Origin of the sequence: Paenibacillus sp. M2, assembly GCF_046713495.1 — a bacterium.
In the GTDB taxonomy this organism is placed as follows: Bacteria; Bacillota; Bacilli; order Paenibacillales; family Paenibacillaceae; genus Paenibacillus; species Paenibacillus amylolyticus_B.
In genome coordinates this window covers 1,309,796-1,330,934 of sequence record NZ_CP169648.1, presented here as the reverse complement: position 1 = coordinate 1,330,934, position 21,139 = coordinate 1,309,796, and the positions used below count along the sequence as shown (strand labels likewise).

Below are 21,139 nucleotides of genomic sequence, written 5' to 3'. Positions count from 1 at the left end.
TTCGTGTTATTTTTTCTTACATTATAATCCATGGACAAATGTCCTGAACAGTCTTTTTCGACAATATGTTGAGTTCAATCCCTAAAAATTAGACATCAAGTAAGGTGCAAAACGATTATTCAAGTCATAAACTTGTAGTATAAGCTAACAACCAATAAATGGACGAGGTGCATGGTGATGAGAATCGGAATTCCCAAAGAAATCAAGAATAATGAGAATCGTGTAGCAATGACTCCAGCCGGGGCTGCTGATTTCATCAGAGCCGGTCACCAGGTACTGATTGAACAAGGCGCCGGGATCGGCAGTGGATTCACGGATCATGAATATCAAACTGCGGGCGCCGAGATTCGGATTGATGCCAAGTCCGTGTGGACCGAAGCCGATATGATCATCAAGGTGAAAGAACCACTTGCCAGTGAATATGGATATTTTCGTCCGGGACTGATTCTGTTCACCTACCTGCACCTCGCAGCGGAACCGGAGCTTGCCAAAGCCCTTATTAAAAGTCGGGTAACGGCTATTGCGTATGAGACGTTGGAGGTCAACAGTGCTCTTCCCCTGCTAACCCCTATGAGTGAAGTTGCAGGCCGCATGGCCTCCCAGATCGGAGCACAGTTACTGGAGAAGACCGAAGGTGGGAAGGGTATTCTGTTGTCCGGTGTACCCGGTGTCAGTCGGGGGAAAGTGGTCATTATTGGCGGCGGTACGGTGGGAACAAATGCAGCCAAGATTGCCATTGGCCTTGGAGCGGATGTAACCATCCTTGATCTGAATCTGAATCGTCTGCGCCAGTTGGATGATATCTTTGGCAATCAGATCCACACGCTGGTATCCAGCCCGTCCAACATTGCAACAGCTGTTGCGGCGGCAGATCTGTTGATTTGTGCGGTGCTGATTCCGGGCGCCAAGGCGCCAACACTTGTCAGCGAGCAAGTGGTTAAGACGATGGCACCGGGTTCGGTCATTGTGGATGTGGCGATTGATCAGGGTGGGATCGTTGAGACCATTGATCATATCACAACCCACGATGAACCGACCTATGTGAAACATGGTGTCGTGCATTACGCGGTGGCGAACATGCCAGGCGCTGTGCCGCGTACATCTACGGTGGCGCTGACCAACGCCACCATGCCTTATGCGCTGCAGCTGGCCAACCACGGTGCAGCCGCCGCGATTCGCGGCAGTTCGTCCATTCGCAGCGCGGTCAATGCGCTGAATGGACACATCACTTATGAGGCGGTTGCCCGGGATCTCGGGCATGCCTATGTTCCTGCGGGTCAGGCGCTGAAGAATGCCGCCGCCGTCCAGTAATCTTGAACTGATCGTTCCACCCGGCGCATAGTCGCCAGGCCTGTGGAACGCAATAGAAGCGCGAGTCGGGCAGATGATGTACCCGGCTGGCGCTTCTTGATTTTTTTCACATATATGATAGCTTGTTGGTTGGCATAAGGCCTTTTGGTCTCCGGTTTTGGCGCTTCAGACTGCTCGCTCACTGCATACTTCGCGGAAGTTACAATCCCGGCAAGACCGGTGCGATGGCATCGCTGTGAAGTAGGTGACGTCCTTGGGGCGGTTATAATACTCATCCTCCACGCAGGATCGCATCTCCTCGATGTAACGTCCTACGTTCTCTTCTACCTTCTGTATATCCTCTTCCGTTGCGGTAAACTCTCGGTGCTTCCCGGTTAACAGGTACTCCACTCGCAGCTCAATCTGCTCCAAGGGAACCCGGTAGTGCTCTCTCACATAGGATGCGTACAGCATTAGCTGATCCGAGAAGTCATCTTCCTTGCCCGTCTTCCAGTCCACAATGACAATATTGCCGTTACTGCGCCGATACAATAAGTCCATCTTCACATAAACGCGTGTATCGTGCAGCATCATGGTATCCCATTTCTCAATCTCCAGAATGTCCGTACTTGCCCGGGACAAGTCCTCCCATGTAAGCGTCTGGTACAGGTTACTGACACAGGCCGAAGCCCGTTCCTTAATCGTGGCGATCCGGTCATTCAACGTATCATCGCCGTAATAGATCTCGGACAGCATCGTGCGATTCTTGGGGTTAAGCCGCCACTGATCCGTGTCCATGGATTCCACATACGCCTGATTCAGCAGCTTGCGTATCGTCTGTTCCAGGAAATGTTCACGCGGTTTATCTTTGCCCTCTTCCCTGCTGCGTACTGCCGACTCACACATCCGATGCGCGAGGTCCCCGAAGACAAGGTACAGATTGCTGAGCTGCTTCAAACGGTACAGACGAACCTGCATCTCATCAGCAGAGTCTGTCTTCCAGCCGTTATGGGCACCGTAATAATGATAATAATATTTGCGCAGGCACTCATCGAACATACTCGCCCGCGACTGCGAATAAGACCACTGCGGGTATTGTGCCATAAGTAATCTGCCTTTCTGTATGCCGGACCTGCATGAGATCCCTTAATGCTCACAGTATAAAGCCCGGGCAACATTGCCGCAAGCGCACTTCCGTTATTTTCTTCAGACGCAACCGTTTCCGATTCGATCCGTATCGTTTATATAGTAACATCACCAAAAGATGAAATTGCGGAGCAGAACGCTTAATATACTTTATAGAGGGCAGCGAATCCGGGACCTGGATGCTAGTACGGGTATAGCCCGGGGCCAGTGCGGGCCCAGCGCAAACGAATCTCACACACCTTATCACGTGGATCACGAGGTTTTACGGAATCTAACGAACCCCAGACAAGCTAATTAGAAAAAGATTATATGAAAAAAAATTGTACAGGCATATCCTAAAAGGAGGCACCACCCATGAATCGACCGGATTGGTTCCAGGCGGAAGAAGCATTACAACAGATCCAAGTCATCGGAAGCGACCGGAATGAGCTCGTGAACATCATCGGAGATGCAGAAGGATTGAATTGCATTGGCACCGGTACGGATGCGGCTGTATTTACGTATGACGGCTTGCCGCAGTATGCCTTCAAGATGTACTCGGATCATGCCTTGGACAAACTCGAAAATGAAAAACAGGTATACGAGCAGCTCAAAGGCCTGCCATACTTCCCTACCTATTACGGCAGCGGCCGGAATGTGCTCGTGATCAGTTTTGAACCCGGGGATACGTTGCTGGAATGTTTGGAAAAGGGAATCCCCGTCCCCGAGCAGGTGATGCTCGATGTGGACGCAGCGCGAGAAGCCGTTCGCAGCCGCGGGTTGAACCCTCGCGACATTCATCTGAAAAATGTAATTCTCCAGAACGGACGCGGGAAAGTGATTGACGTATCCGAGTATATTCAGGACGGCAATGACAATCGCTGGGAGCATCTCGTCTGGGCTTATCACAACATCTATCCGCGGATTAAAGGAACGCCCATATCTCCGCGCATGCTGCAGACGATCAAATGGGGGTACAATCAGCTTGATCATGCCAATGTCAAAATGGACGACCTCGCCAAGAAAGCCAATCGTCTGTTCTCCAGGTTTATGAAATAAGCATGTTGCAAACTCACTCCAATAAAATAACCCGGAGGATCGCCAGAGATTGGCGATCCTCCGGGTTTTGTTTGTCTAATGCCATCTCTCCCAAATAAACCTTACCCTAAATTCAAATGCCGCAGCTTATCTGGATTACGCATGAGATAAATCCGTTGAACGCGGTCGTTTCTGAACGCAAGACTGACAACAGTTGGGAATGCCTCGGAGGGGCTGCTTAATACAAATCCAAGTTGTCCGTTGATCTTGACGAGCCGCACAGCCCCCATGCTGTCACTTTTGGATACAAGCCCTTGAATGAACGCAAGAACTCGCTGGCTTGATGTAACGGGTTTAATTGCTGCCATGACTTTACCGCCACCATCACTATACAGCACGATATCGTCCGAAAGCATTCTGAAGAGCTCTTCCATATCACCAGTAGAGGTGGCCTGGAGGAAACGAAGTGCAAGCTGCTCGGACTGTGCGCTGGGGGTCAACTCAACTTCCGGCTCGTCTTGGATTTTACGTTTGAGACGACTGTAAATCTTGCGGCATCCCAGCTCCGTCTTGTTCACGAAGTTTGCAATATCGCAATAATCAAATTCGAAGGCTTCTCGTAGAACAAATACCGCGCGCTCAATCGGAGTTAGCCGATCAAGCATGACAAGAAAGGCGTACGAGATCGTATCTTCCAGTTCAATCGTTTGGAGTGGATCCTGCCCCGCTGCTGAAGCCGATCCTGGAGCAACCATGTAGTCTTGCACTAGAGGTTCGGGCAGCCATGGTCCGATATATACCTCTCTTTTTTTACGTGTTGATTTCAAGTAATCCAGACAACGGTTCGTAACCATTTTGCATAAGTACGCTTTTAGGTTACGAACAGGGCCACCCTCCTTATGGATATCCTGCTGTTGTACCGTTACAAATGCATCCTGCACCAAATCCTCAGCATGAGTGACAGATCCTAACATACGATATGCGATGGAAAGAAGAAGAGGTCTGTACGTTCTGTATACCACATCAAGCTCCATGATACATCCCTTCCTTATCTTTTTCTCTACCTGCTATTATCATTTGAGCAGCCTCTTTCGCGCTCGCTAAAGATGCGTTAATCAACATCCCCTCAGCTCCTACCCAATCGCCAGCAACATAGAGTCCGGGTCTTCCTTTGACCGCAGGTCCAGGCCTGCCCGGGAGGCCGCCATTCGCTGCGGTGACGATGCCATGCGAGACAAGCATTCGCGGAAGGAAACGCTGCTGAACGACGTGCTTGCGCCACCCCGGCTGAATGAAATCAAGAAAGCCTTTAAGCTCGTGTTCATCCTGCGTGGGGTCCGAATGGATTGAAGCCGACAAATACTTCATGACATGCACAACCTCGTTTGCCGGGTTCTCTGATAAGGAAGCCGCGGCGGAATGGTTGGAGTAATACAACGGGTAATCGGCGCCTAAAACAAATTTCGTCTTTGGTTGAGGCATCCCCGTTACGACAAGATCCAGACACGCGGCACGAACAGGAGTTAACTTTTTATAGGCTTCCACTTCCATGGGTGTAAGAGCGGGATTGAGGAGAGCTAACGTATCCATTGGACCGGCAGTGGATATCACGTGGCGAGTCGTCAACTGTGAACCATCTTTTAAGGAAACCATCATTTGGGGATAACCTCCGACAATTTCTCGTACGACCGAGCTTGTGCGGATGGATACACCCGCCTGCTGAGCTTGTTCTGTCAGCCGACTAACGAGGAATTGCCAGCCTCCATCTATATACAACACTTGGTCCTGTTTGAGTTGTTCAATGACAGCGCCAGCACTTACCTGATCAGGAGCATCGCAATAGGTGCTCAAACGAACGAGCCCAAATACGACACTACGTACACGTGGACTGGAAACCAGGGTTTCCAGGTAAGTCTGCAAACTAACGTTATGCAAAACGGATGTATCTACCTTTCGGAGAGAACTGTAGAACCGAAGAAGCTGGCACTTCTCCCCCCATTTCAAAAACGATCCGAGCAAGAGCTGTGCTAGAGGAATCGCCCTATAACCGCCGTTTGTTCCTTCGAACACCAATGTGCCTGGCGGTTTCGGTACTGATCCGGTAGGTGTGACGCCTACCTCTTTCAGAATGGGAAGCGCACTCTTACTGAGAGCATGGGCTCCCAAGTTTACGCGTGCGGCTGCGATTTCAGTCGAAATAGCCCGGCCTCCGGGATGTTTTCCTTTGTCGAGCAACAGTACAGACTGGCCCGCCCGTGCCAGATATATTGAGGCGGTTAATCCGGCAATGCCTGCTCCCACAATGACAACATCCCATATCGGCTTATTGTGATTCTGTATCATGTATATCAATCCCTTCCGCTTGATGCATACATGACGATGAACGGAACATTTTTGTGACTCAACCTTCTTTCTTCAACCGCCCCTGGGAGGGAGTCATCCCCTTGTATTGCTTATACAGTTTCGTAAAATAGTTGGCGTTGTCGCAGCCGACTCTGGCGGCGATCTCAGTAATGGTCAGACTACTGCCTTGCAGCAGTTGCTCTGCCTCACTCATCCTGCACCCGTTCACGTATTCAACAAAGGTACGTCCGGTCAGCTTTTTGAACATTTTGCAGAAGTGATACGCATTCAATCCCACGTGGCTTGCCGCTTCCGTAACAGACATTTTACCTGTGGGGTCCGCTTCAATCTGTGCAATCAACTGTTTGAAACGTTCGCGATTGGGAAAATACGATCCCACTGATCGATCCGGCAACTGCTGTGGCATAAAGGTTCGCGCAAGCAGGGTGAACAAAGCATGCAGTTTGGACTTCACTACCAGCTGATAAGCCGGGGGCTGTAACGCCATTTCCTCCACAGCTTCATTCAGCAAAGAATAATAGCCTGTGCAGGCTTTGTTTTCCTCTGCCGGTTTGACCGGAAACCTCACCCTTCCTTCCAAATACGGCGCGACATATTGCTCATGCACAGGATCATGAGTGAAATCATGGAACAGTGCACGGTTGACCACAACGGAATCATAATGCACATCCTCGTCATCCAGAGCATATCCGACATGCAATGTACCTCCAGGAATGATAATGACCTCACCTGCTCGAACCACATAAGGTTTGCTATCAATATGAAAAAGCGCACTTCCCTTGCGCATGATAATCAGCTCAAAATGTTCATGCCAATGCAGATACAGAATACATTCTTCCGCTTTCATATCTGAACACCGATTTTGGAACAGCTGAAATGGATGTGATTTATGGTCAATTCGGGTATTTTCGTGAAGCGCTTTCAGATCCAGCACGACTTCTTCCCCCTCTTCACAAGATCCGACTATTATTACACAAGATTGTTTAGAGCCATCCCTTTAATCCACGGCTATAATGAATGTGTCACGAAGTACTATAAGCCAATATTGGAGTGAAATACAACCATGAATAAATCATTACGCATCGGTACCCTTGTAGGCGGGCAGGACGCCGTCCGCGTTATCCCGCAGATCATGCAACACGGCTTCGAATCATTTAACCTGACCTTCTGGCAAACAACTGGCGACCTGGACCTGGCAGAGACAGCCAAACGTGTCCGTGAAATCGTGGACGAACAAGGTATCGTCATCTCCGCGGTGAGTGTATTTGGTAATCCGCTCACCGGAGCCGGAGACAACGCCGATACATTGGCGAGCTGGGAGCGGGTGATCGATCATGCACAGCTCTTTGGTGCAGATATCGTCTCCGGGTTCACCGGACGATTAACCGACCAACCCATTAACGAGTCCATCCCCCGGTTCAAGGAAGTATTTGGTGAACTGGCACGCCGGGCAGCAGACCGGGGTGTACGGATTGCTTTTGAAAACTGTGATATGGGGGGAACCTGGCAGACAGGCGACTGGAACATTGCCCATAACCCAACGGCCTGGGAGATGATGTTTGATGCTGTCCCTGATGAAAATGTTGGTTTGGAGTGGGAGCCTTGCCATCAAATGTCCAGCCTGATCGATCCGATTCCACAGCTGCGCAAATGGGCTCACAAAGTCTTCCACGTACATGGTAAAGATGCCACGATTGCCTGGGACATTGTCAAGGAATACGGCGTACACGGTCCACGGGAATTTGTCTGGCACCGCACCCCGGGCTTCGGGGATAACAACTGGGCAGACATTATCACCATTCTGCGTCAGAACGGTTATCAGGGCACGATTGATATTGAAGGCTGGCATGATCCCGTCTACAAAGACGAACTTGAAATGACCGGACAGGTGCATGCATTACGATATTTGAAACAATGCCGCGGCGGCGATTTTGTGCCCAATCCGGTATAGGAAACCATGCGAGCTGTATAACACAATCCATGCGAAGGAGATGAGAACATGACTCATCCTTATCGGGTAATTATCGCCGGCTGCGGTGCCATGGCAAACACGTGGGCGGATTATGCCTTGCAAAGGCCAGATACAGAAATCGTGGGACTGGTCGATCTGTATGAACAGACAGCCCTTGCTTTTGCTACAAGACATGGGCTCACCTGCCCTACGTTCACCGATATCCGTGAAGCCATTCAAGCGACTGGTGCTAATATCGTATTCGATGTCACGATTCCGTCGAGTCATTACGGCATTGCTATGACAGCGCTGAAGGAAGGTTGTCATGTATTTGGCGAAAAACCACTGGCAGAGTCCTTCTCCGACTGCACAGATATTGTGCAAACCGCTCGCAGTACAGGACACATTCAAGCCGTCATGCAGAACCGCCGTTTCGATCCGCGTATCCGCGCCTACCAGCACCTCATTTCCGGCGGAGCTATAGGGCAGGTAGGTTACGCAGGGGCTGACTTCTTCCTCGGGCCACACTTTGGCGGATTCCGGGATCTGATGGATAGCCCGCTGCTGCTCGATATGGCTATACATACATTTGATCAGGCACGATATATTCTCGGAGCCAACCCTTTATCGGTGTATTGCCATGAGTTCAATCCTCCAGGTTCCTGGTATCAGGGCAATGCGATGGCGTTATGTATATTTGAGATGTCCGACGGGTCCGTATTCAACTATCGCGGTTCCTGGTGCGCGGAGGGTGTACCCACATCATGGGAAGCAAGCTGGCGCGTAATCGGTGAAAAAGGAACCGCCATCTGGGATGGTCATGATGACATCTATGCTGAGGTGCTTGCTGCGCAAAGCCTGGATGCTGACGGCAAACCATCCTTTTTCCAACCAAGTGAGCGGATTGAAGCGGAACTGCCTGTCATGGACAAAACAGGTCATCACGGCTGTCTCGAAGACATGTTCGCCGCACTGGAATCCGGACGATTACCTGAGACCGATTGCAGTGATAACCAGTTCAGCATGGCCATGGTCCTCGCTTCCCTGGAAAGCGCCCGCACAGGCCAGAAAGTCTTCATCGCCGATCTACTGAAAAACACATAGCAAAGCGCCTGTGTTTTTCAATTAAACAAAGCCCAAACTGCAAAGTTCAGCAGTTTGGGCTTTATTGTTTTTACCTACTCCCCTCTCCTATACAAGGTACAAAAAAGTTTCTGACAAACACGAAGTAGTGTAGGGGACGAAATCGATTCTGAAGAAACGAAGTGTTCGCCTTTATCACCGGATTTCGACTTTACAAAAGTCGAAATCCGGTGATAACAGCGATCAAAAGAACGATTCGTAACCGGAACGGCTGCTTCTCGAGCAGTAAGAACTCTTTTTTTATAATGTATCTTTTATAAAATTCCTTTTTTCATTGCCTTGTACACCAGTTGTGAGAAGAGGCTATTGGACCAAGCAAACCATGGTCTAGTGAACGTGCTGGGATCATCGGCGTGGAAGCCTTCATGCATATATCCCGTATCCGCATCCGTGTTCTCCAGCAATTCAATCATGGCCAGCATTTCCTCATCATTGTCTGCGGTCAGACCCTGCATGGATAACGCCATGTGCCAGATGTATCCCGGCGGGGTGTGCGGGCTACCGATCCCTTTGGCTACCTTCCCTTCATAGTAGAACGGATTCTCCCTACTCAAAATGAATCGGCGTGTGTTCTGATACACAGCATCCTCCACCGAAGAAAACTCCATATACGGTATGGACATCAGTCCAGGTGTGCCCGCATCATCCATCAGACAAAAGTTGCCGTAACCGTCCGTCTCATAAGCATAGATCTGCCCATACTCTGGATGACGGTATGTACCGTACAGAGAAATGCCGTGTCGTATCTCTTCTTCCAAACGAGCCATTTGACTCACCAGTTGCTCATCCCGGAACACCCACTTCGCGATCTCCCCCATCTGGCGCAAGGTTACCGCAGCGAACATGTTCGCCGGAATATTATAATGAAAATCACAGGCATCATCACTCGGACGAAATCCGGACCAGATCATCCCCGTATAATTCACCGGCATACCCAATCCTTCATTACGCAGCGTATCATGGGCAGGACAATTGCGCCGCATGAACCGGTAAGGTGATTGCTCTGCGTGATGCTGCTCCGTCTCCCATAGTTGTACGATATTCTCCATCACTTTCTTGAATCGCTCATCGAATATATCCGTCAGGTCAGTCTCCCGCCAATATGTATAAGCCAGCTTCATGGAGAAACATAGAGAATCCAGTTCAAACTTCCGTTCCCATACCCACGGTGACATCTGCGTCTCATCATTGGCATCCCAATGCCATCCATTCGCCGTTTCATTGAACGCATTGGCATAGATATCCATATCAGCGTAGAACGTATGCCGTTTGATCAGGCCTCCGATAATACGCTGCAACTTCTCATCATCCTTCGCAAACGGAACATAATGCATGACCTGCTCTACGGAATCCCTTAACCACATGGCGGGAATATCCCCTGTAATCACAAAGGTTGTCCCATCCTCCAGTAGCTTCGTGGTCGTTTCCAGTGTATTCGGAAAACAATTTCGAAACTGAGCCAGCAATCTCGGTCGATGTTGCAAACGCTCGTCCGCCTCAGTCAGAATATCCTGCACAGCTTGTGGCAATTCCAGTTGTGGCATAGGGATTTTCGGTAATCTGAACTGTTCCATGGATGTCGTCTCCTTATAACTCTATTGTTATTTTTGTTATGATAATTTATAATAACATTATTATTTGTAAGTGTACTGTGTCCGAAGAGGATCGTCAATTCTTAGAGGTCATCTCAATGGATTTATGCAGTTCGCTTACATACGAAGGAGTAATGATATGTCACGCAAAGTATCCATTCAGACGCTGGCTGACCAGCTCGGATTATCCAAATATGCCGTCTCCCGCGCACTCAGTGGCAAGACGGGTGTCAGTGAAGCGACACGCGCACGGGTACTGGAACTCGCTCGGGCTTTGGGATATCGCCAAAGTACTCCTGGTGCTAGCAATAGTCCTGCTACTGCAAACCATGCAGACCCGTCCGATCCACCGTTTGCTCTCATATGCATGAATCAGCTCAATCGCGGTGAACCCCACTACTGGCAACGTGTTCTGTCAGGCATGATCTCCGCCTGTAATGAGCGTGGTTGGCATCATGCCATTGTATCCCCCTCACTCGGAGTGACAGACGAGAACACTTCTCCCGAAAAAGCTATTGCTCCTCATTTGGACTGGGAACGTTGTGCAGGAATTATTGTCATGGGTGCTTTTTCTCATACGGTACTGCAAAGACTCTCTCAGACGGGTCGGCCTATTATTCTGGTAGATCATCAGGAGCCACTGCTGAATTGTGATACGATCAGCCATGATAATCTGGAAGCTGGTATTACTGTTGCGAGATATTTGATGTCTATGAATTGCCGACGGATCGGCCTCATCACAGATGATGGTCGTGCTGCGAGCTTCGCGCAGCGGAAGATCGGGATTGAGTTGGCCTTAAATCATTTCCATGTGGATACCAGTCATACGACCAGCTTCAGAGAATGGAATATTCCGTATGAGAACGGGGAATGGGTTAACCAGTTAGCCACTAACATTCAAAACATGCCAGAAGACGAACGTCCCGATGCCTGGATTGGTGTTAATGATGATATTGCTTTGCAATGGATGCACAAATTACAGGAGATGGGCATCTCCACACCTAAAGATTGCCTTGTCATCGGTATCGACAATGTACACTCTGCGGTGACTTCCTCCCCGCCTCTGACAACGGTTAATCTGTGCAAAGAGGAACTCGGACAACGTGCCGTTGAAGCTTTACAACGTCGGATCGAACGCCCGGGGACACCTAAAGAGACGGTTATGTTATCGACCACGTTGATTCCAAGGGAATCGGCGTAATCCGGTACGGGTAACCGCTCTGTTCTTAAGATGAATTCGTTAGGTATTTGCTTTCCCATTAAATCTGATCCATACGAAAGAGGCCCCGCATACCATTATGCAGGGCCTCTTTCGTATATTAGGCTTATATCCTTATATTTCTTTTACATTCACACTTAAATCTGTTGACCAATCCATCCTTATATCTTCCATTCGAAGCTTCATATACTTCATGTCTGAGAATTGTACTAGTGGTTATTTCAGCCAAGGCAGGCTATTGTACGACGGAAGATCCACTTCCCAATTCACATCGCGATACTCTCGGTTAACTGCGGTTCGTTTCAAAGTGAAGTTCGTTCCATTTTCTTTTTTATAACCATGGATAATCAACCTGAGATCACCTACGATGTATTCTTCGTTTTTATTAGGCTGATTCGTAGTTCCCATCACTTCAACGGGATACTCCTTTCCTTCATGATCTATAGCCACCCATTGATCTCCATTAATATCATTTTGGAAAGTCCCTACTCCCTCCAAAACAAGAGAAGAAATCCCTTCAAAGTTTCTTTCAGGTAGCTTTAATGATTGCTGCACTGGCCAATAATTGTATCTGGAAAATAAAATTTCATCTCCAAACTGTTCAAACTGTAGTACGTAGGTGTAGAATTCAGCATCCTTACGCATCTTTTCCAAATCCACTTCCACGGACTTCTCCTCCCACACCGGGATGGTGTAGCCATCGAGGACAAAGCGAATCTTCTTCGCATCCACCGTAACATAAGCAGGGTCCCATGTCTCAGAAAGCCTCATCTGACCATCATTATTCTCACTCAGTCTACTCATATCTCGTAACCGAAATTTGGCTTGACGGGCATTGGGTTTGTTCTCGTTAAAAATTCGATACTCATTCGTTTCCGGAATTTCGATATGATACATTAAATCCATATCATCCGCCCAATTCTCTCCGACCTTGGCACGAAGTTGATCATCCAGACTGATGTTCATGTCAAGGCGAGTCCCGTTTGGCGTGCGTACAAGCTGTGTCATATCTAGTTTCAAGCCCTCAGGAGTAGTATAGGTGTTGTTCATGGGAGCCTCAACGGCCATTAATTTGGCTTTGGTCATATCGATGTTGAATTGGAAGCTCCAATCCACCGTTGTATTACTTGCTGTGATTTCCCCAGTATCAAGATTATAATGATCTGGAATTTTTAAATAACTTAGTTCTCCCCGTACAAATACGTGATCTGGAATATCATCATTCAGTTGGAATACAAACCTCTGATACTTCCCACTGCTAAGTCTCGTATCCACCGCCATGGAAGCAACGCTGTTCCCTTTTTCATCTGTAACATGAATCCTTCCCGCTTCCGGATAAACAATCGGTATTGTGCTTCCTTCAGGGTTGCTTTGTTCTGTTATAATAATAATTTGTGAACGATCCACTAGGACATCGCTAATCTTGAGTGTATACCCCTGATCTAGAATTTGAATATTCGGGTTAATTACAAGATCAAGTGGTTTCAGACGTTTGTAATCGTCCGTTAGATAAGCAGATCTTATCTCTTCCGGTACAGGTATGTCAGGAAGCCGCTGATCCACAGCATTTACCACGGGTTGCGCTGACTCTGTTGCTCGGTCAAAAGCAATCCAGGCCCCTCCCGCAAGAACCACAACAGCCGCTGCGGCGATTCCAGTCCGGCGTATCCAATGTGCTCTCATGGATTTTTTTACGAATGGACTTCCGTCTTCGCCACTTTCCATGGACACGCCATCCAGCTTCTGCATGAGCTTAAGCGTAAAATCCGCATCCGGCTCCTCTCGATACAAATGCTCTTCCCACAACCGATCTTCATCCTTTGAAATAGGCTTCATACGTGGCTAAACCTCCTTTGCGTTCCATTTGCTTCCTCAGCGTTTTTTTCCCGCGATAAAGGGCGTTGCGCACTTTGGTTGAACTCATGCCTGTAATGTCTGCAATCTCTTCATAGCTCAACTCGTTTGTGTACTTCAGTAATAACACCAGGCGATACAATTCAGGTAACTGTTCGAGTTGGCGATATATTTCACGCTGCATCTCTTTATGCAGCACACGCTTTTCCGGTGTTTCATTACTGACAGGTTCGATCCCCTGATCGACCGGAGACATGACGGGTTTCTTTTCCCGTATAAAATCCCGCATCCGGTTCACCGCAATGGTGTACACCCACGACGAGAAACGACTCCCCTCCCGCCGCGACGGGAGATAGCGATAGATGCGAATAAACGTATCCTGAGCGAGATCCTGTGCATCCGGATGACTCGCACCCATTCCACGCATGATGCCGTAGACTTTATTTTTATATCGATCCACAAGCACGGAGAACAATTGCTTATCCCCTGCAACAATGCGCTCAATGAGCTCCTCCTCCGGTATCTGTTGAGTCATGTAATCCCCCTTCTCTACAGCTTCCATGCATGGTTCTGTACTATATAGACGGAAGCCGTTCCCGAAACCTCTCACTTTATCCAAAAAAAAGAATTCGCCCTCATCGGCGAAGCCGATTGGGTGAACTCTGCTTAATTGCCTCTTAATCTTCCCTGTTCTTCTCCACAACAAAATCAGCAAGCTGGGAATAGATCGCCACAATCTCATCCATCGACATACGCACGAGTCCACTGGACGACGGAGCGACGAACTCCTGAATTTCCTTGACGATCGGGTCGTCCTGGAATCCCCATTGCACTTTGGCACGTTTGCTGTACTGGGTGTATACACCTTTTCCGACAAAACAAGCGATGTCCGGTCGGTATTTCTCCAGCTTTTGCCGTAAAATCTGTCGTCCTTCTGCGTACTCTTCCTTTGTAATATCCTCCATACCTCTGGTGGGACGGGCCACAATATTCGTGAATCCATATCCCAGCTTCAGCAACTCTCCATCCTCCTGTGCATCGTATAAACGCGGGGTTAATCCCGACCGTTCAAGGATGCGCCAGAACCGGTTACCTTTGTAAGCATAATGATGACCCGTCTCTCCAGACGTAATGCTCGGATTAAAACCAATAAACAATATCGATAAACCAACATCCAGATGATCTGGAATCATGATGCAACACCTCCTGATCTTTTTTAGCCTGTTCCCACATTTGGTTGTGTATAAAATGATATAATAAGCAAAGCATTTTCGAAATCGGATGAAATTTTCATGAAAAAGGAAGCTGAACTAATGATTGCAGACATCATGCTTGAAGTCGTCCTGCCCGTCTTTCTCCTGATCGCCGTCGGATCCTGGATGCAAAAGGTGTTCAAGCTGGACTTGTACACCCTCGCCAAAATCAATTTCTATTGTATTACCCCCGCAGCCGTCTTTATGAGCATGTACCACTCGGATATGTCGGGCGAACTGCTTGGGACCGTGACACTCTTTTACGCGATATATGTATTGATTCTCTATATTGTAGGTTCTGTATTTGCGCGCTCGCTTCGGATGAATAAAGGCATGAAGGCTGCTTTCAACAACAGCATTATGCTGGATAACGCAGGCAACTATGGACTGCCCATCAATGCACTGGTATTCCGCGGCGATCCACTCGCCTCTTCCATTCAGGCACTGGTCATGTCTTTGCAGGCATTACTGACTTTCACCTATGGCGTGTTGTCCATTCAGGGCGCGAAGCTCAAAGGTAACTACCGTGCGGTGATTATTGGTTTTCTTAAAATGCCTGTTCCGTATGCGCTCTTGCTGGGGATTCTGTTACATATGTGGAAAGTTCCCTTGCCTACGTTCCTGTCCATGCCGCTGACCTATGCGCAGCAAAGTATGGTTGCCGTGGCGCTTCTGACACTCGGAGCACAGATTGTAAAATATCCAATTCAACTATACCGTCTTGATGTGTATATTAGCACATTTTTGCGACTTCTGATTGGCCCGGCTATCGGGATTTCAATTGTGCTAATGCTTGGACTGGAAGGCATCGCTGCACAAGCACTCATTATCGCTTCGGGTATGCCGACCGGTGTCAACGCATCCATCCTTGCGGAAGAATACGATAACGAACCCGATTTTGCAGCCCAGACGGTGCTGATCTCAACGTTGCTTAATATCATCACAATTACGGCACTGATCTCTTATGCCAAAACGTTCTGAAATGAAAAATAAGTCCATGACCCATGAGCAGGGTTGTGGACTTATTTTGTGTTGCTGAAACTATGTTTCAAACGTCGTTCGTTCAGGGAACTTGCCGCCTTCCCTGAATAAACATCGTACCAGTCGCTGCGCGGCTCGGTTAAAGAAAAAACTCGGACTTACCCCATCCACCTGGACAGGTTCCAGTTCCCTCACACTTTCCTTGATCTTATTCATCTCAATGAGCCCCATCTTTCGCTCATTCGGTCCGAAGCGATAAATAACCTTCTCATCGTCCTCCGTCTGTTTCACCAGCAGAATCACAGATGCCATACAGGTTACCCCCTATCGTTACGTTATGAGATTCCATTAATCACTTGCCTACTATAATTATTACCCAGATTCTAGTGGAAGGATATAGGACTTAAGTTAGTTATACCTAAATTAAATATCCTGATATAAAGATTCTCTGGAATGAGTCGTTAGGCTTACAAACGCTGCGTTCACACTATCCTAATGGATAGTCACTGTCATGAAAGTGCGTACTGCCCAAATCGTTTTTCTCCGTTTATACTAACCTTATCTTGAATTCCCAAAGGAGAGAAATATATGTCTACAGCTCAAATATATAGCCACGGTGTCCCGTGGGAAGACGCATTTAGCGTTGCTCAGGGATACAGTGTTAACGGTACAATCTACATTGCAGGACAATTTTCGCATGATATGCAGGGAGCCTTTATTGGTGTCGATGATATTGAAGCGCAGGTTCGCCAGACACTGGATAACCTGGATCGCGTGCTCGCAGGATTCAACGTAACCAAGTCGAATATTGCTGAACTGGAGATTTTTTTGGTTCATCCTCAGGAACATCTTCAGCCATGTGTTGCCGTGTACAAAGAGTACATCGGTACGCATCGTCCGGCTGTCACGATGGTTGGCACATCCGGACTCGCCTTTCCTCATCAACTGATTGAGATTCGCGCCGTTGCTCATACCAACTGATCCAAGTCATGTCAAAAGTTGCAGCGCCAAGTAAAATGGCCTGATGAGGTTTCACTTTAACCAAGTTTATACGCACATGAAGCCGGTTTGGATTAACTCCGAACCAGCTTCATCTTTATTTCTTATTCTTTTACTTTAACAGTTACAAACGTGGGTCTACTCGCTCCGACTCCAGCGATAACGTCGCCAGCACGCATTCGTGAATTCGTTCCACCGGCTCTCTGCGTATAAAGCGCTCAATCCCCTCCATACCCAAAGCACTCTCCATTAAGGCGTGACGTTCTTTTTTGGACGTTTTGCGTTTACGAAGTCGGGATAAATTCTCAGGTGCCAGGTAATCCATCCCATAGATGATGTGCAAATATGCACGTCCTCGTACTTTAATCGCAGGCTGAATCATTTTGTTGTTATTCCAGGCGCGGAACGTTTCAGGTTTGATGACAATACCTTCATGTCCTTCCGCTGTAATCTCATTCCACCAACGAATAACATCCGCTTCATCCGCCTCATTTGCAATTACGCGATATTCTGTCTCCATTATCATGGTCGACATGCGAGCGAACTCACGGTTTTGTTCCATGTGCCATTCATGTGTTTGCTCCCAAAATGCTCCCGTGCTATGTGCTAGTGTGTGGAACGGTGCAATTCGAATGTCCCCGATATCCTCCACATCCCAGCAGTATTTCTGGAATACATCGCGGAACGTCTCGGTATTAGCAAGTTTTCCTGCTGTCTCCTGCAACCATTCATCTACATTCCGACCTGCTGCTTCAGCTTCACGCAGTTTGTCCAGCACCGTAGAGCGATCCATCATGGAGGCTTCGGCAACGTGTGCATATTGTGAAGCAATCAGCTCACGCGCTTTTAGATTCCAAGGAACAATCTCGGCATCAAGCAGTACAAATTCCGTCTGATGACGATCAAAATAACCATCTGCGGTCAAGTCCGCATGTAACTTCGAGAGCACACTCTGCTCTGTCGAAGGATCAAAAAAGGATCGTCCTGTCCTTGTCACGATGTTCCCCAGCATGGGTCGGCCCACTCGTTGCACCGCAGCTTGCTCATCACGGAAAAGAAGTATAATGGCCCGGCTGCCCATGTGTTTCTTCTCGGCAACCATACGGGTAACTCCCTGAGAACGATAATACTGTAATGCATCCTGTGGATGCTCCAGGTATCCCTCTACAGAACATACACCCGGCGGTGGACTCATCGTAGGCGGGATGTAGAGCAGTTCTTCCAGCAGTACAGTATAATGGGAAAACGTATCAATTGCCGTCTTCGCCACCTCACCGTGCACAGATACATCCAGTTTGGATGCTGTCTGAACCGTGAAACCCTCCTTGAACTTACGTATGTTAGGCGGAGCAAAACGCCGCTGTTCCCAGCGCTTTAATGGACTATCCGGATCTCCCGCATAATCCTGCTTCGCCGGAACACTGACTGCCTCACGTTCTGGCATTCGCCAAGCAGTGAGCATGCCACCAAAAACGACACCTTGATCAATATTGACTGTATCATTCACAATTGTAGGATATGGACGAGGATCATGTCCCCAAACAATGCATTCACCCGAATTGTGATCCACGTACCAATCCTTGCGCACCGGCCGACCTTGCTCATCCATCCCATCCACATCGCCATATCGGCAGTAATCCTGAATGCGTTTGGACTGTTTGCCGATAAAATGATCTCGAATCCCTGCGTGTGCAACAACGACTTGTCTTACCCCGTCCCGGGAAAACACCAGATGAGATGGTGCTTCAAGCAGAAATGACCTAAGCTCCGCACGTACTCGCTTCGCCGTCTCCTGACCGTGCTCCTGCTCAAACTGTCGCAACTCCATCTCTACCCGTTCGTCACCATGATTCAGCGTAACATCACGACCATCCAGATAACGTGCAATCTTCCAGCCGTGATTACTGTCAATCATGTAGGCTAGCTCGGCGACACAATGACGTTGCCAGAACAACAGACATTTTAATGATTCTGGCCCACGGCTCGTTACGTCACCGACTGAAACCAATTTTCGTCCTTCAGGATGACGGTACAAGCCACTTTCATCCTCGTCCACATACCCGAGACGCACGATTAATTCCATCATTTCTTCGTAACAACCATGAATATCTCCGATGATATCTATACCTGTACCCATGTCAGTCACCAGCGGATTGGATGTGCGGACAAACGTAATCTCATCCGGTTGCTTCAGCACATAACTGGCATCAAAGCCATCCTCACGGATCGAGCGCAATGTGCGCTTGAACTGCTGCACCTGTTGTTTCACCCGTTGACGTCCACGCGGATACTCCCGCTGGGCATCACGTTCCAGCAGTTCTTTTTCCGGAATATCCAGCACAACAGCAATCACAGGCACATGAGCCTTTCTTGCCACCTGAATCAGTCGCTCCCGATCCTCTGGATACAGATGTGTCGCATCCACCCAGGTCAGCTTGTTCAGACGACAGCGGGTTGCGAGCATCGCCTCCATCGCTTCAAAGGCTTTGGCCGATACTTGCTGATACTCGGCATAGATCACATCCGCTTCACTGCGGGGACGGTGTTTCCAATCCACATACTCATCATCTCCAACCAGCATGCGGAATTGATCGGACGAGACGGCTTCCGTGCGCCGAATGACGCTTTCTTCAACGAGACGATCCAGCAACGTACTTTTGCCACTGTTGGATGGGCCGACGAGAACGACAATGCCTGCGTGGGGTAGACGAATCTCACGCTGTCTTTCCTCCGTCACACTTTTCCGATCCTGACGTTCTCTGCCTTCATCCGAGATTTCGTTTGGTCTCATTTTTCTCCTCATGATTGACTCTCCTTTCTCCGCTCAAAAATGACCAGTTGGGTAGGTTGTCCATAGCCTTCTGCATTCTCACCAATACCCTTAATCTCGTAGCCATAGCTCCCCTGTTGCGTCCATTCCTCACACCGGATAGCCAGCTCCGCACGGGTCCACTCAAAACGGTGGTCATGGTGACGGAAGCTTTCCTGCTCCATTGCGTACACTTCGTTATATTCCTTGTTTGGCGTAGTGACTAGCAGCACTTCTGGCTGATATTCGTTCATGATTGTATCCATAATTCTGTTCAGACGGTATTCCTCAATATGCTCAATCACTTCGCACAGGATCATGACGTCCTGGTTTTGCATCTGCTCGTCAAAATAAAAAAGTGAACCGATGATCGGCTCCGGCATAGCCACCATTCCAGAACGACCCTCCAGCTTCGCGAAGCGCTCCATGGCCCGGAGCCGCGACTGACCGGAAGGTTCAACGGCCAGAATCGATTCCACACCGGGAACGAACGCCAAACGAGCGGACAGCTTGCCCTCACCCGCTCCCATATCCACAATGCTTCGTTTGACTGGCAACGCTGACACCACATCCGTAATCGCTCGATAACGCAACTCGTTTAACCGCACAGGAGTTTCTGATTGTACGCCATTGCTAACGGACTCGGACTCACGTTGATCTTGTTCTCTGTCTTCCTGATGTCCCACGTTATTCTCCTGAATAACCGTGTCTGAGGTGTGACCTGTTTCTCTCTCCTGTCCAAGAGACGCAGACAAGGCACCCTCTTGTCGCTCATACTGCCGGATCAATTCGGCAAAACGAAGCGTACGCTTCACAATGAGCTCTTTCAGTGGATGAGCATCCAGCCACCCTTCACCGTAACGTTTGATTTTATCGATCTCATCTTCACTGATGAAATAGTGTTTGTAATTATCCAGCACTGGAATCAGCAGAAAAAGCTGACGCAATGCATGTTGTACCGTGTTACGACCACGCAAGGTGATATGGCGAACTGTGCTTTTATTTTTCAGATCAAAGGAATAAGACAGCTCTCCACGTTCCATCGAAACTGCGTATCCCAATGGCGAGAATAATTCCTCCACAACCCGATCCGGCAGGTCGGATGCCACCGGTCCAAAGGTCAGTTCCAATTCGAAAGAGTGACCTACCCATTGCACATAGCCTTCCTTGGGCTTGCCATTCAGGGCCGTTCCTAACGCCCCACGTATGTAGGAGCAGAACAGGCTGCTGGTCACGAACTCACGATCATTGATATATTGCGTAATGTCATATCCATCAGGTGTGCCTCTGACCAGATCCACAGGATCAGGCTCGGCATGAATCAGCACTTCCGTTTCGTTCTCTGTAGCGGTGGTGTACACCATTCTTACACGTACGCCTTTGTCTACGCGGTCATATATATTCAGCGGGTTCTTCGCTAACAAATGGGATACAATCCCCGCGTCAGCGCCGCTTGCTTTCAAGATCAAATGCATCCGTTCTCCTCCTTTTATTCAATTAATTCTCTTTTATGATTTCCGT

At 48.6% G+C, this 21,139-nt stretch carries 18 protein-coding genes; 7 read left to right on the top strand and 11 right to left on the bottom strand.

Features of this window, described 5'->3' with window-relative positions; translation table 11 throughout:
* Positions 1-177 precede the first annotated feature (177 nt).
* Positions 178-1,311, top strand: coding sequence for an alanine dehydrogenase (ald, locus tag ACETMN_RS05990; RefSeq protein ID WP_411735883.1), 1,134 nt, complete (start codon positions 178-180; stop codon positions 1,309-1,311).
* Between the two features lie 165 nt (positions 1,312-1,476).
* Here the strand turns inward: ald and ACETMN_RS05985 are convergent, their stop codons facing one another.
* On the bottom strand, positions 1,477-2,394 hold the full coding sequence (locus tag ACETMN_RS05985; protein ID WP_411735882.1) for a PD-(D/E)XK nuclease family protein: 918 nt from the start codon (positions 2,392-2,394) through the stop codon (positions 1,477-1,479).
* Positions 2,395-2,790: 396 nt separating this feature from the next.
* On the opposite strand from ACETMN_RS05985, the gene ACETMN_RS05980 reads away from it, so the two are divergent.
* Complete coding sequence (locus ACETMN_RS05980) at positions 2,791-3,474, top strand: serine/threonine protein kinase (RefSeq protein ID WP_091015630.1); 684 nt, start codon at positions 2,791-2,793, stop codon at positions 3,472-3,474.
* A gap of 101 nt (positions 3,475-3,575) precedes the next feature.
* On the opposite strand, the gene sigJ is transcribed toward ACETMN_RS05980, so the two are convergent.
* The 3 genes from sigJ to ACETMN_RS05965 are packed head-to-tail and all read right to left on the bottom strand — an operon-like array spanning position 3,576 to position 6,751.
* On the bottom strand, positions 3,576-4,487 hold the full coding sequence (gene sigJ, locus ACETMN_RS05975; protein WP_091015632.1) for an RNA polymerase sigma factor SigJ: 912 nt from the start codon (positions 4,485-4,487) through the stop codon (positions 3,576-3,578).
* Positions 4,477-5,796 carry a phytoene desaturase family protein gene (locus ACETMN_RS05970; RefSeq protein ID WP_091015634.1) on the bottom strand — a complete coding sequence of 440 codons (1,320 nt, stop codon included), beginning with the start codon at positions 5,794-5,796 and terminating at the stop codon, positions 4,477-4,479. Before ACETMN_RS05970 ends, sigJ begins: the two co-directional genes overlap by 11 nt.
* A 58-nt stretch (positions 5,797-5,854) precedes the next feature.
* On the bottom strand, positions 5,855-6,751 hold the full coding sequence (locus ACETMN_RS05965; protein ID WP_091015636.1) for an AraC family transcriptional regulator: 897 nt from the start codon (positions 6,749-6,751) through the stop codon (positions 5,855-5,857).
* 129 nt (positions 6,752-6,880) lie between these two features.
* Here ACETMN_RS05965 and ACETMN_RS05960 point away from each other — a divergent pair, with 129 nt between their 5' ends.
* Positions 6,881-7,768 carry a sugar phosphate isomerase/epimerase family protein gene (locus ACETMN_RS05960; RefSeq protein WP_076214488.1) on the top strand — a complete coding sequence of 296 codons (888 nt, stop codon included), beginning with the start codon at positions 6,881-6,883 and terminating at the stop codon, positions 7,766-7,768.
* Positions 7,769-7,816: 48 nt separating this feature from the next.
* Entirely contained in the window at positions 7,817-8,872 is a 1,056-nt protein-coding gene (locus ACETMN_RS05955; RefSeq protein ID WP_091015637.1) for a Gfo/Idh/MocA family protein, read from the top strand.
* A gap of 293 nt (positions 8,873-9,165) precedes the next feature.
* Here ACETMN_RS05955 and ACETMN_RS05950 read toward each other — a convergent pair whose 3' ends face one another.
* Positions 9,166-10,485, bottom strand: coding sequence for a glycoside hydrolase family 125 protein (locus tag ACETMN_RS05950; RefSeq protein WP_091015639.1), 1,320 nt, complete (start codon positions 10,483-10,485; stop codon positions 9,166-9,168).
* A 157-nt stretch (positions 10,486-10,642) separates the two neighbouring features.
* Here ACETMN_RS05950 and ACETMN_RS05945 point away from each other — a divergent pair, with 157 nt between their 5' ends.
* Positions 10,643-11,704, top strand: a complete 1,062-nt coding sequence (locus tag ACETMN_RS05945) for a LacI family DNA-binding transcriptional regulator (RefSeq protein WP_179198482.1) — start codon at positions 10,643-10,645, stop codon at positions 11,702-11,704.
* Positions 11,705-11,938: 234 nt separating this feature from the next.
* Here the strand turns inward: ACETMN_RS05945 and ACETMN_RS05940 are convergent, their stop codons facing one another.
* The 3 genes from ACETMN_RS05940 to ACETMN_RS05930 all read right to left on the bottom strand — a co-directional run bounded on the left by ACETMN_RS05940 (position 11,939) and on the right by ACETMN_RS05930 (position 14,769).
* Positions 11,939-13,558 (bottom strand): hypothetical protein, encoded by a 1,620-nt coding sequence (locus ACETMN_RS05940; protein WP_091015642.1) that lies wholly within the window; start codon positions 13,556-13,558, stop codon positions 11,939-11,941.
* The gene (locus ACETMN_RS05935) at positions 13,536-14,111 is read right to left on the bottom strand and encodes an RNA polymerase sigma factor (protein WP_091015644.1); all 576 of its coding nucleotides are present in this window, start codon (positions 14,109-14,111) and stop codon (positions 13,536-13,538) included. The genes ACETMN_RS05940 and ACETMN_RS05935 overlap by 23 nt, the downstream gene beginning before the upstream one ends.
* A 142-nt stretch (positions 14,112-14,253) precedes the next feature.
* The gene (locus tag ACETMN_RS05930) at positions 14,254-14,769 is read right to left on the bottom strand and encodes a mismatch-specific DNA-glycosylase (protein ID WP_091015646.1); all 516 of its coding nucleotides are present in this window, start codon (positions 14,767-14,769) and stop codon (positions 14,254-14,256) included.
* A gap of 120 nt (positions 14,770-14,889) precedes the next feature.
* On the opposite strand from ACETMN_RS05930, the gene ACETMN_RS05925 reads away from it, so the two are divergent.
* Complete coding sequence (locus ACETMN_RS05925) at positions 14,890-15,810, top strand: AEC family transporter (protein WP_091015648.1); 921 nt, start codon at positions 14,890-14,892, stop codon at positions 15,808-15,810.
* 60 nt (positions 15,811-15,870) lie between these two features.
* On the opposite strand, the gene ACETMN_RS05920 is transcribed toward ACETMN_RS05925, so the two are convergent.
* The gene (locus ACETMN_RS05920) at positions 15,871-16,122 is read right to left on the bottom strand and encodes a hypothetical protein (RefSeq protein ID WP_091015650.1); all 252 of its coding nucleotides are present in this window, start codon (positions 16,120-16,122) and stop codon (positions 15,871-15,873) included.
* A 276-nt stretch (positions 16,123-16,398) separates the two neighbouring features.
* Here ACETMN_RS05920 and ACETMN_RS05915 point away from each other — a divergent pair, with 276 nt between their 5' ends.
* On the top strand, positions 16,399-16,791 hold the full coding sequence (locus tag ACETMN_RS05915; protein ID WP_091015651.1) for a RidA family protein: 393 nt from the start codon (positions 16,399-16,401) through the stop codon (positions 16,789-16,791).
* 142 nt (positions 16,792-16,933) lie between these two features.
* On the opposite strand, the gene ACETMN_RS05910 is transcribed toward ACETMN_RS05915, so the two are convergent.
* Together ACETMN_RS05910 and ACETMN_RS05905 are read right to left on the bottom strand one after the other, a co-directional pair.
* Positions 16,934-19,546: a polynucleotide kinase-phosphatase gene (locus ACETMN_RS05910; protein ID WP_091016202.1), complete on the bottom strand. Its 2,613-nt coding sequence runs from the start codon at positions 19,544-19,546 to the stop codon at positions 16,934-16,936.
* Between the two features lie 62 nt (positions 19,547-19,608).
* The gene (locus tag ACETMN_RS05905) at positions 19,609-21,093 is read right to left on the bottom strand and encodes a 3' terminal RNA ribose 2'-O-methyltransferase Hen1 (RefSeq protein WP_091015653.1); all 1,485 of its coding nucleotides are present in this window, start codon (positions 21,091-21,093) and stop codon (positions 19,609-19,611) included.
* Positions 21,094-21,139: the final 46 nt, after the last annotated feature.

Bases quoted from the DNA above. Each gene is read 5' to 3' on its own strand.
- ald (WP_411735883.1), top strand. From the start codon at position 178: ATGAGAATCGGAATTCCCAAAGAAATCAAGAATAATGAGAATCGTGTA.
- ACETMN_RS05985 (WP_411735882.1), bottom strand. From the start codon at position 2,394: ATGGCACAATACCCGCAGTGGTCTTATTCGCAGTCGCGGGCGAGTATG.
- ACETMN_RS05980 (WP_091015630.1), top strand. From the start codon at position 2,791: ATGAATCGACCGGATTGGTTCCAGGCGGAAGAAGCATTACAACAGATC.
- sigJ (WP_091015632.1), bottom strand. From the start codon at position 4,487: ATGGAGCTTGATGTGGTATACAGAACGTACAGACCTCTTCTTCTTTCC.
- ACETMN_RS05970 (WP_091015634.1), bottom strand. From the start codon at position 5,796: ATGATACAGAATCACAATAAGCCGATATGGGATGTTGTCATTGTGGGA.
- ACETMN_RS05960 (WP_076214488.1), top strand. From the start codon at position 6,881: ATGAATAAATCATTACGCATCGGTACCCTTGTAGGCGGGCAGGACGCC.
- ACETMN_RS05955 (WP_091015637.1), top strand. From the start codon at position 7,817: ATGACTCATCCTTATCGGGTAATTATCGCCGGCTGCGGTGCCATGGCA.
- ACETMN_RS05950 (WP_091015639.1), bottom strand. From the start codon at position 10,485: ATGGAACAGTTCAGATTACCGAAAATCCCTATGCCACAACTGGAATTG.
- ACETMN_RS05945 (WP_179198482.1), top strand. From the start codon at position 10,643: ATGTCACGCAAAGTATCCATTCAGACGCTGGCTGACCAGCTCGGATTA.
- ACETMN_RS05940 (WP_091015642.1), bottom strand. From the start codon at position 13,558: ATGAAGCCTATTTCAAAGGATGAAGATCGGTTGTGGGAAGAGCATTTG.
- ACETMN_RS05935 (WP_091015644.1), bottom strand. From the start codon at position 14,111: ATGACTCAACAGATACCGGAGGAGGAGCTCATTGAGCGCATTGTTGCA.
- ACETMN_RS05930 (WP_091015646.1), bottom strand. From the start codon at position 14,769: ATGATTCCAGATCATCTGGATGTTGGTTTATCGATATTGTTTATTGGT.
- ACETMN_RS05925 (WP_091015648.1), top strand. From the start codon at position 14,890: ATGATTGCAGACATCATGCTTGAAGTCGTCCTGCCCGTCTTTCTCCTG.
- ACETMN_RS05920 (WP_091015650.1), bottom strand. From the start codon at position 16,122: ATGGCATCTGTGATTCTGCTGGTGAAACAGACGGAGGACGATGAGAAG.
- ACETMN_RS05915 (WP_091015651.1), top strand. From the start codon at position 16,399: ATGTCTACAGCTCAAATATATAGCCACGGTGTCCCGTGGGAAGACGCA.
- ACETMN_RS05905 (WP_091015653.1), bottom strand. From the start codon at position 21,093: ATGCATTTGATCTTGAAAGCAAGCGGCGCTGACGCGGGGATTGTATCC.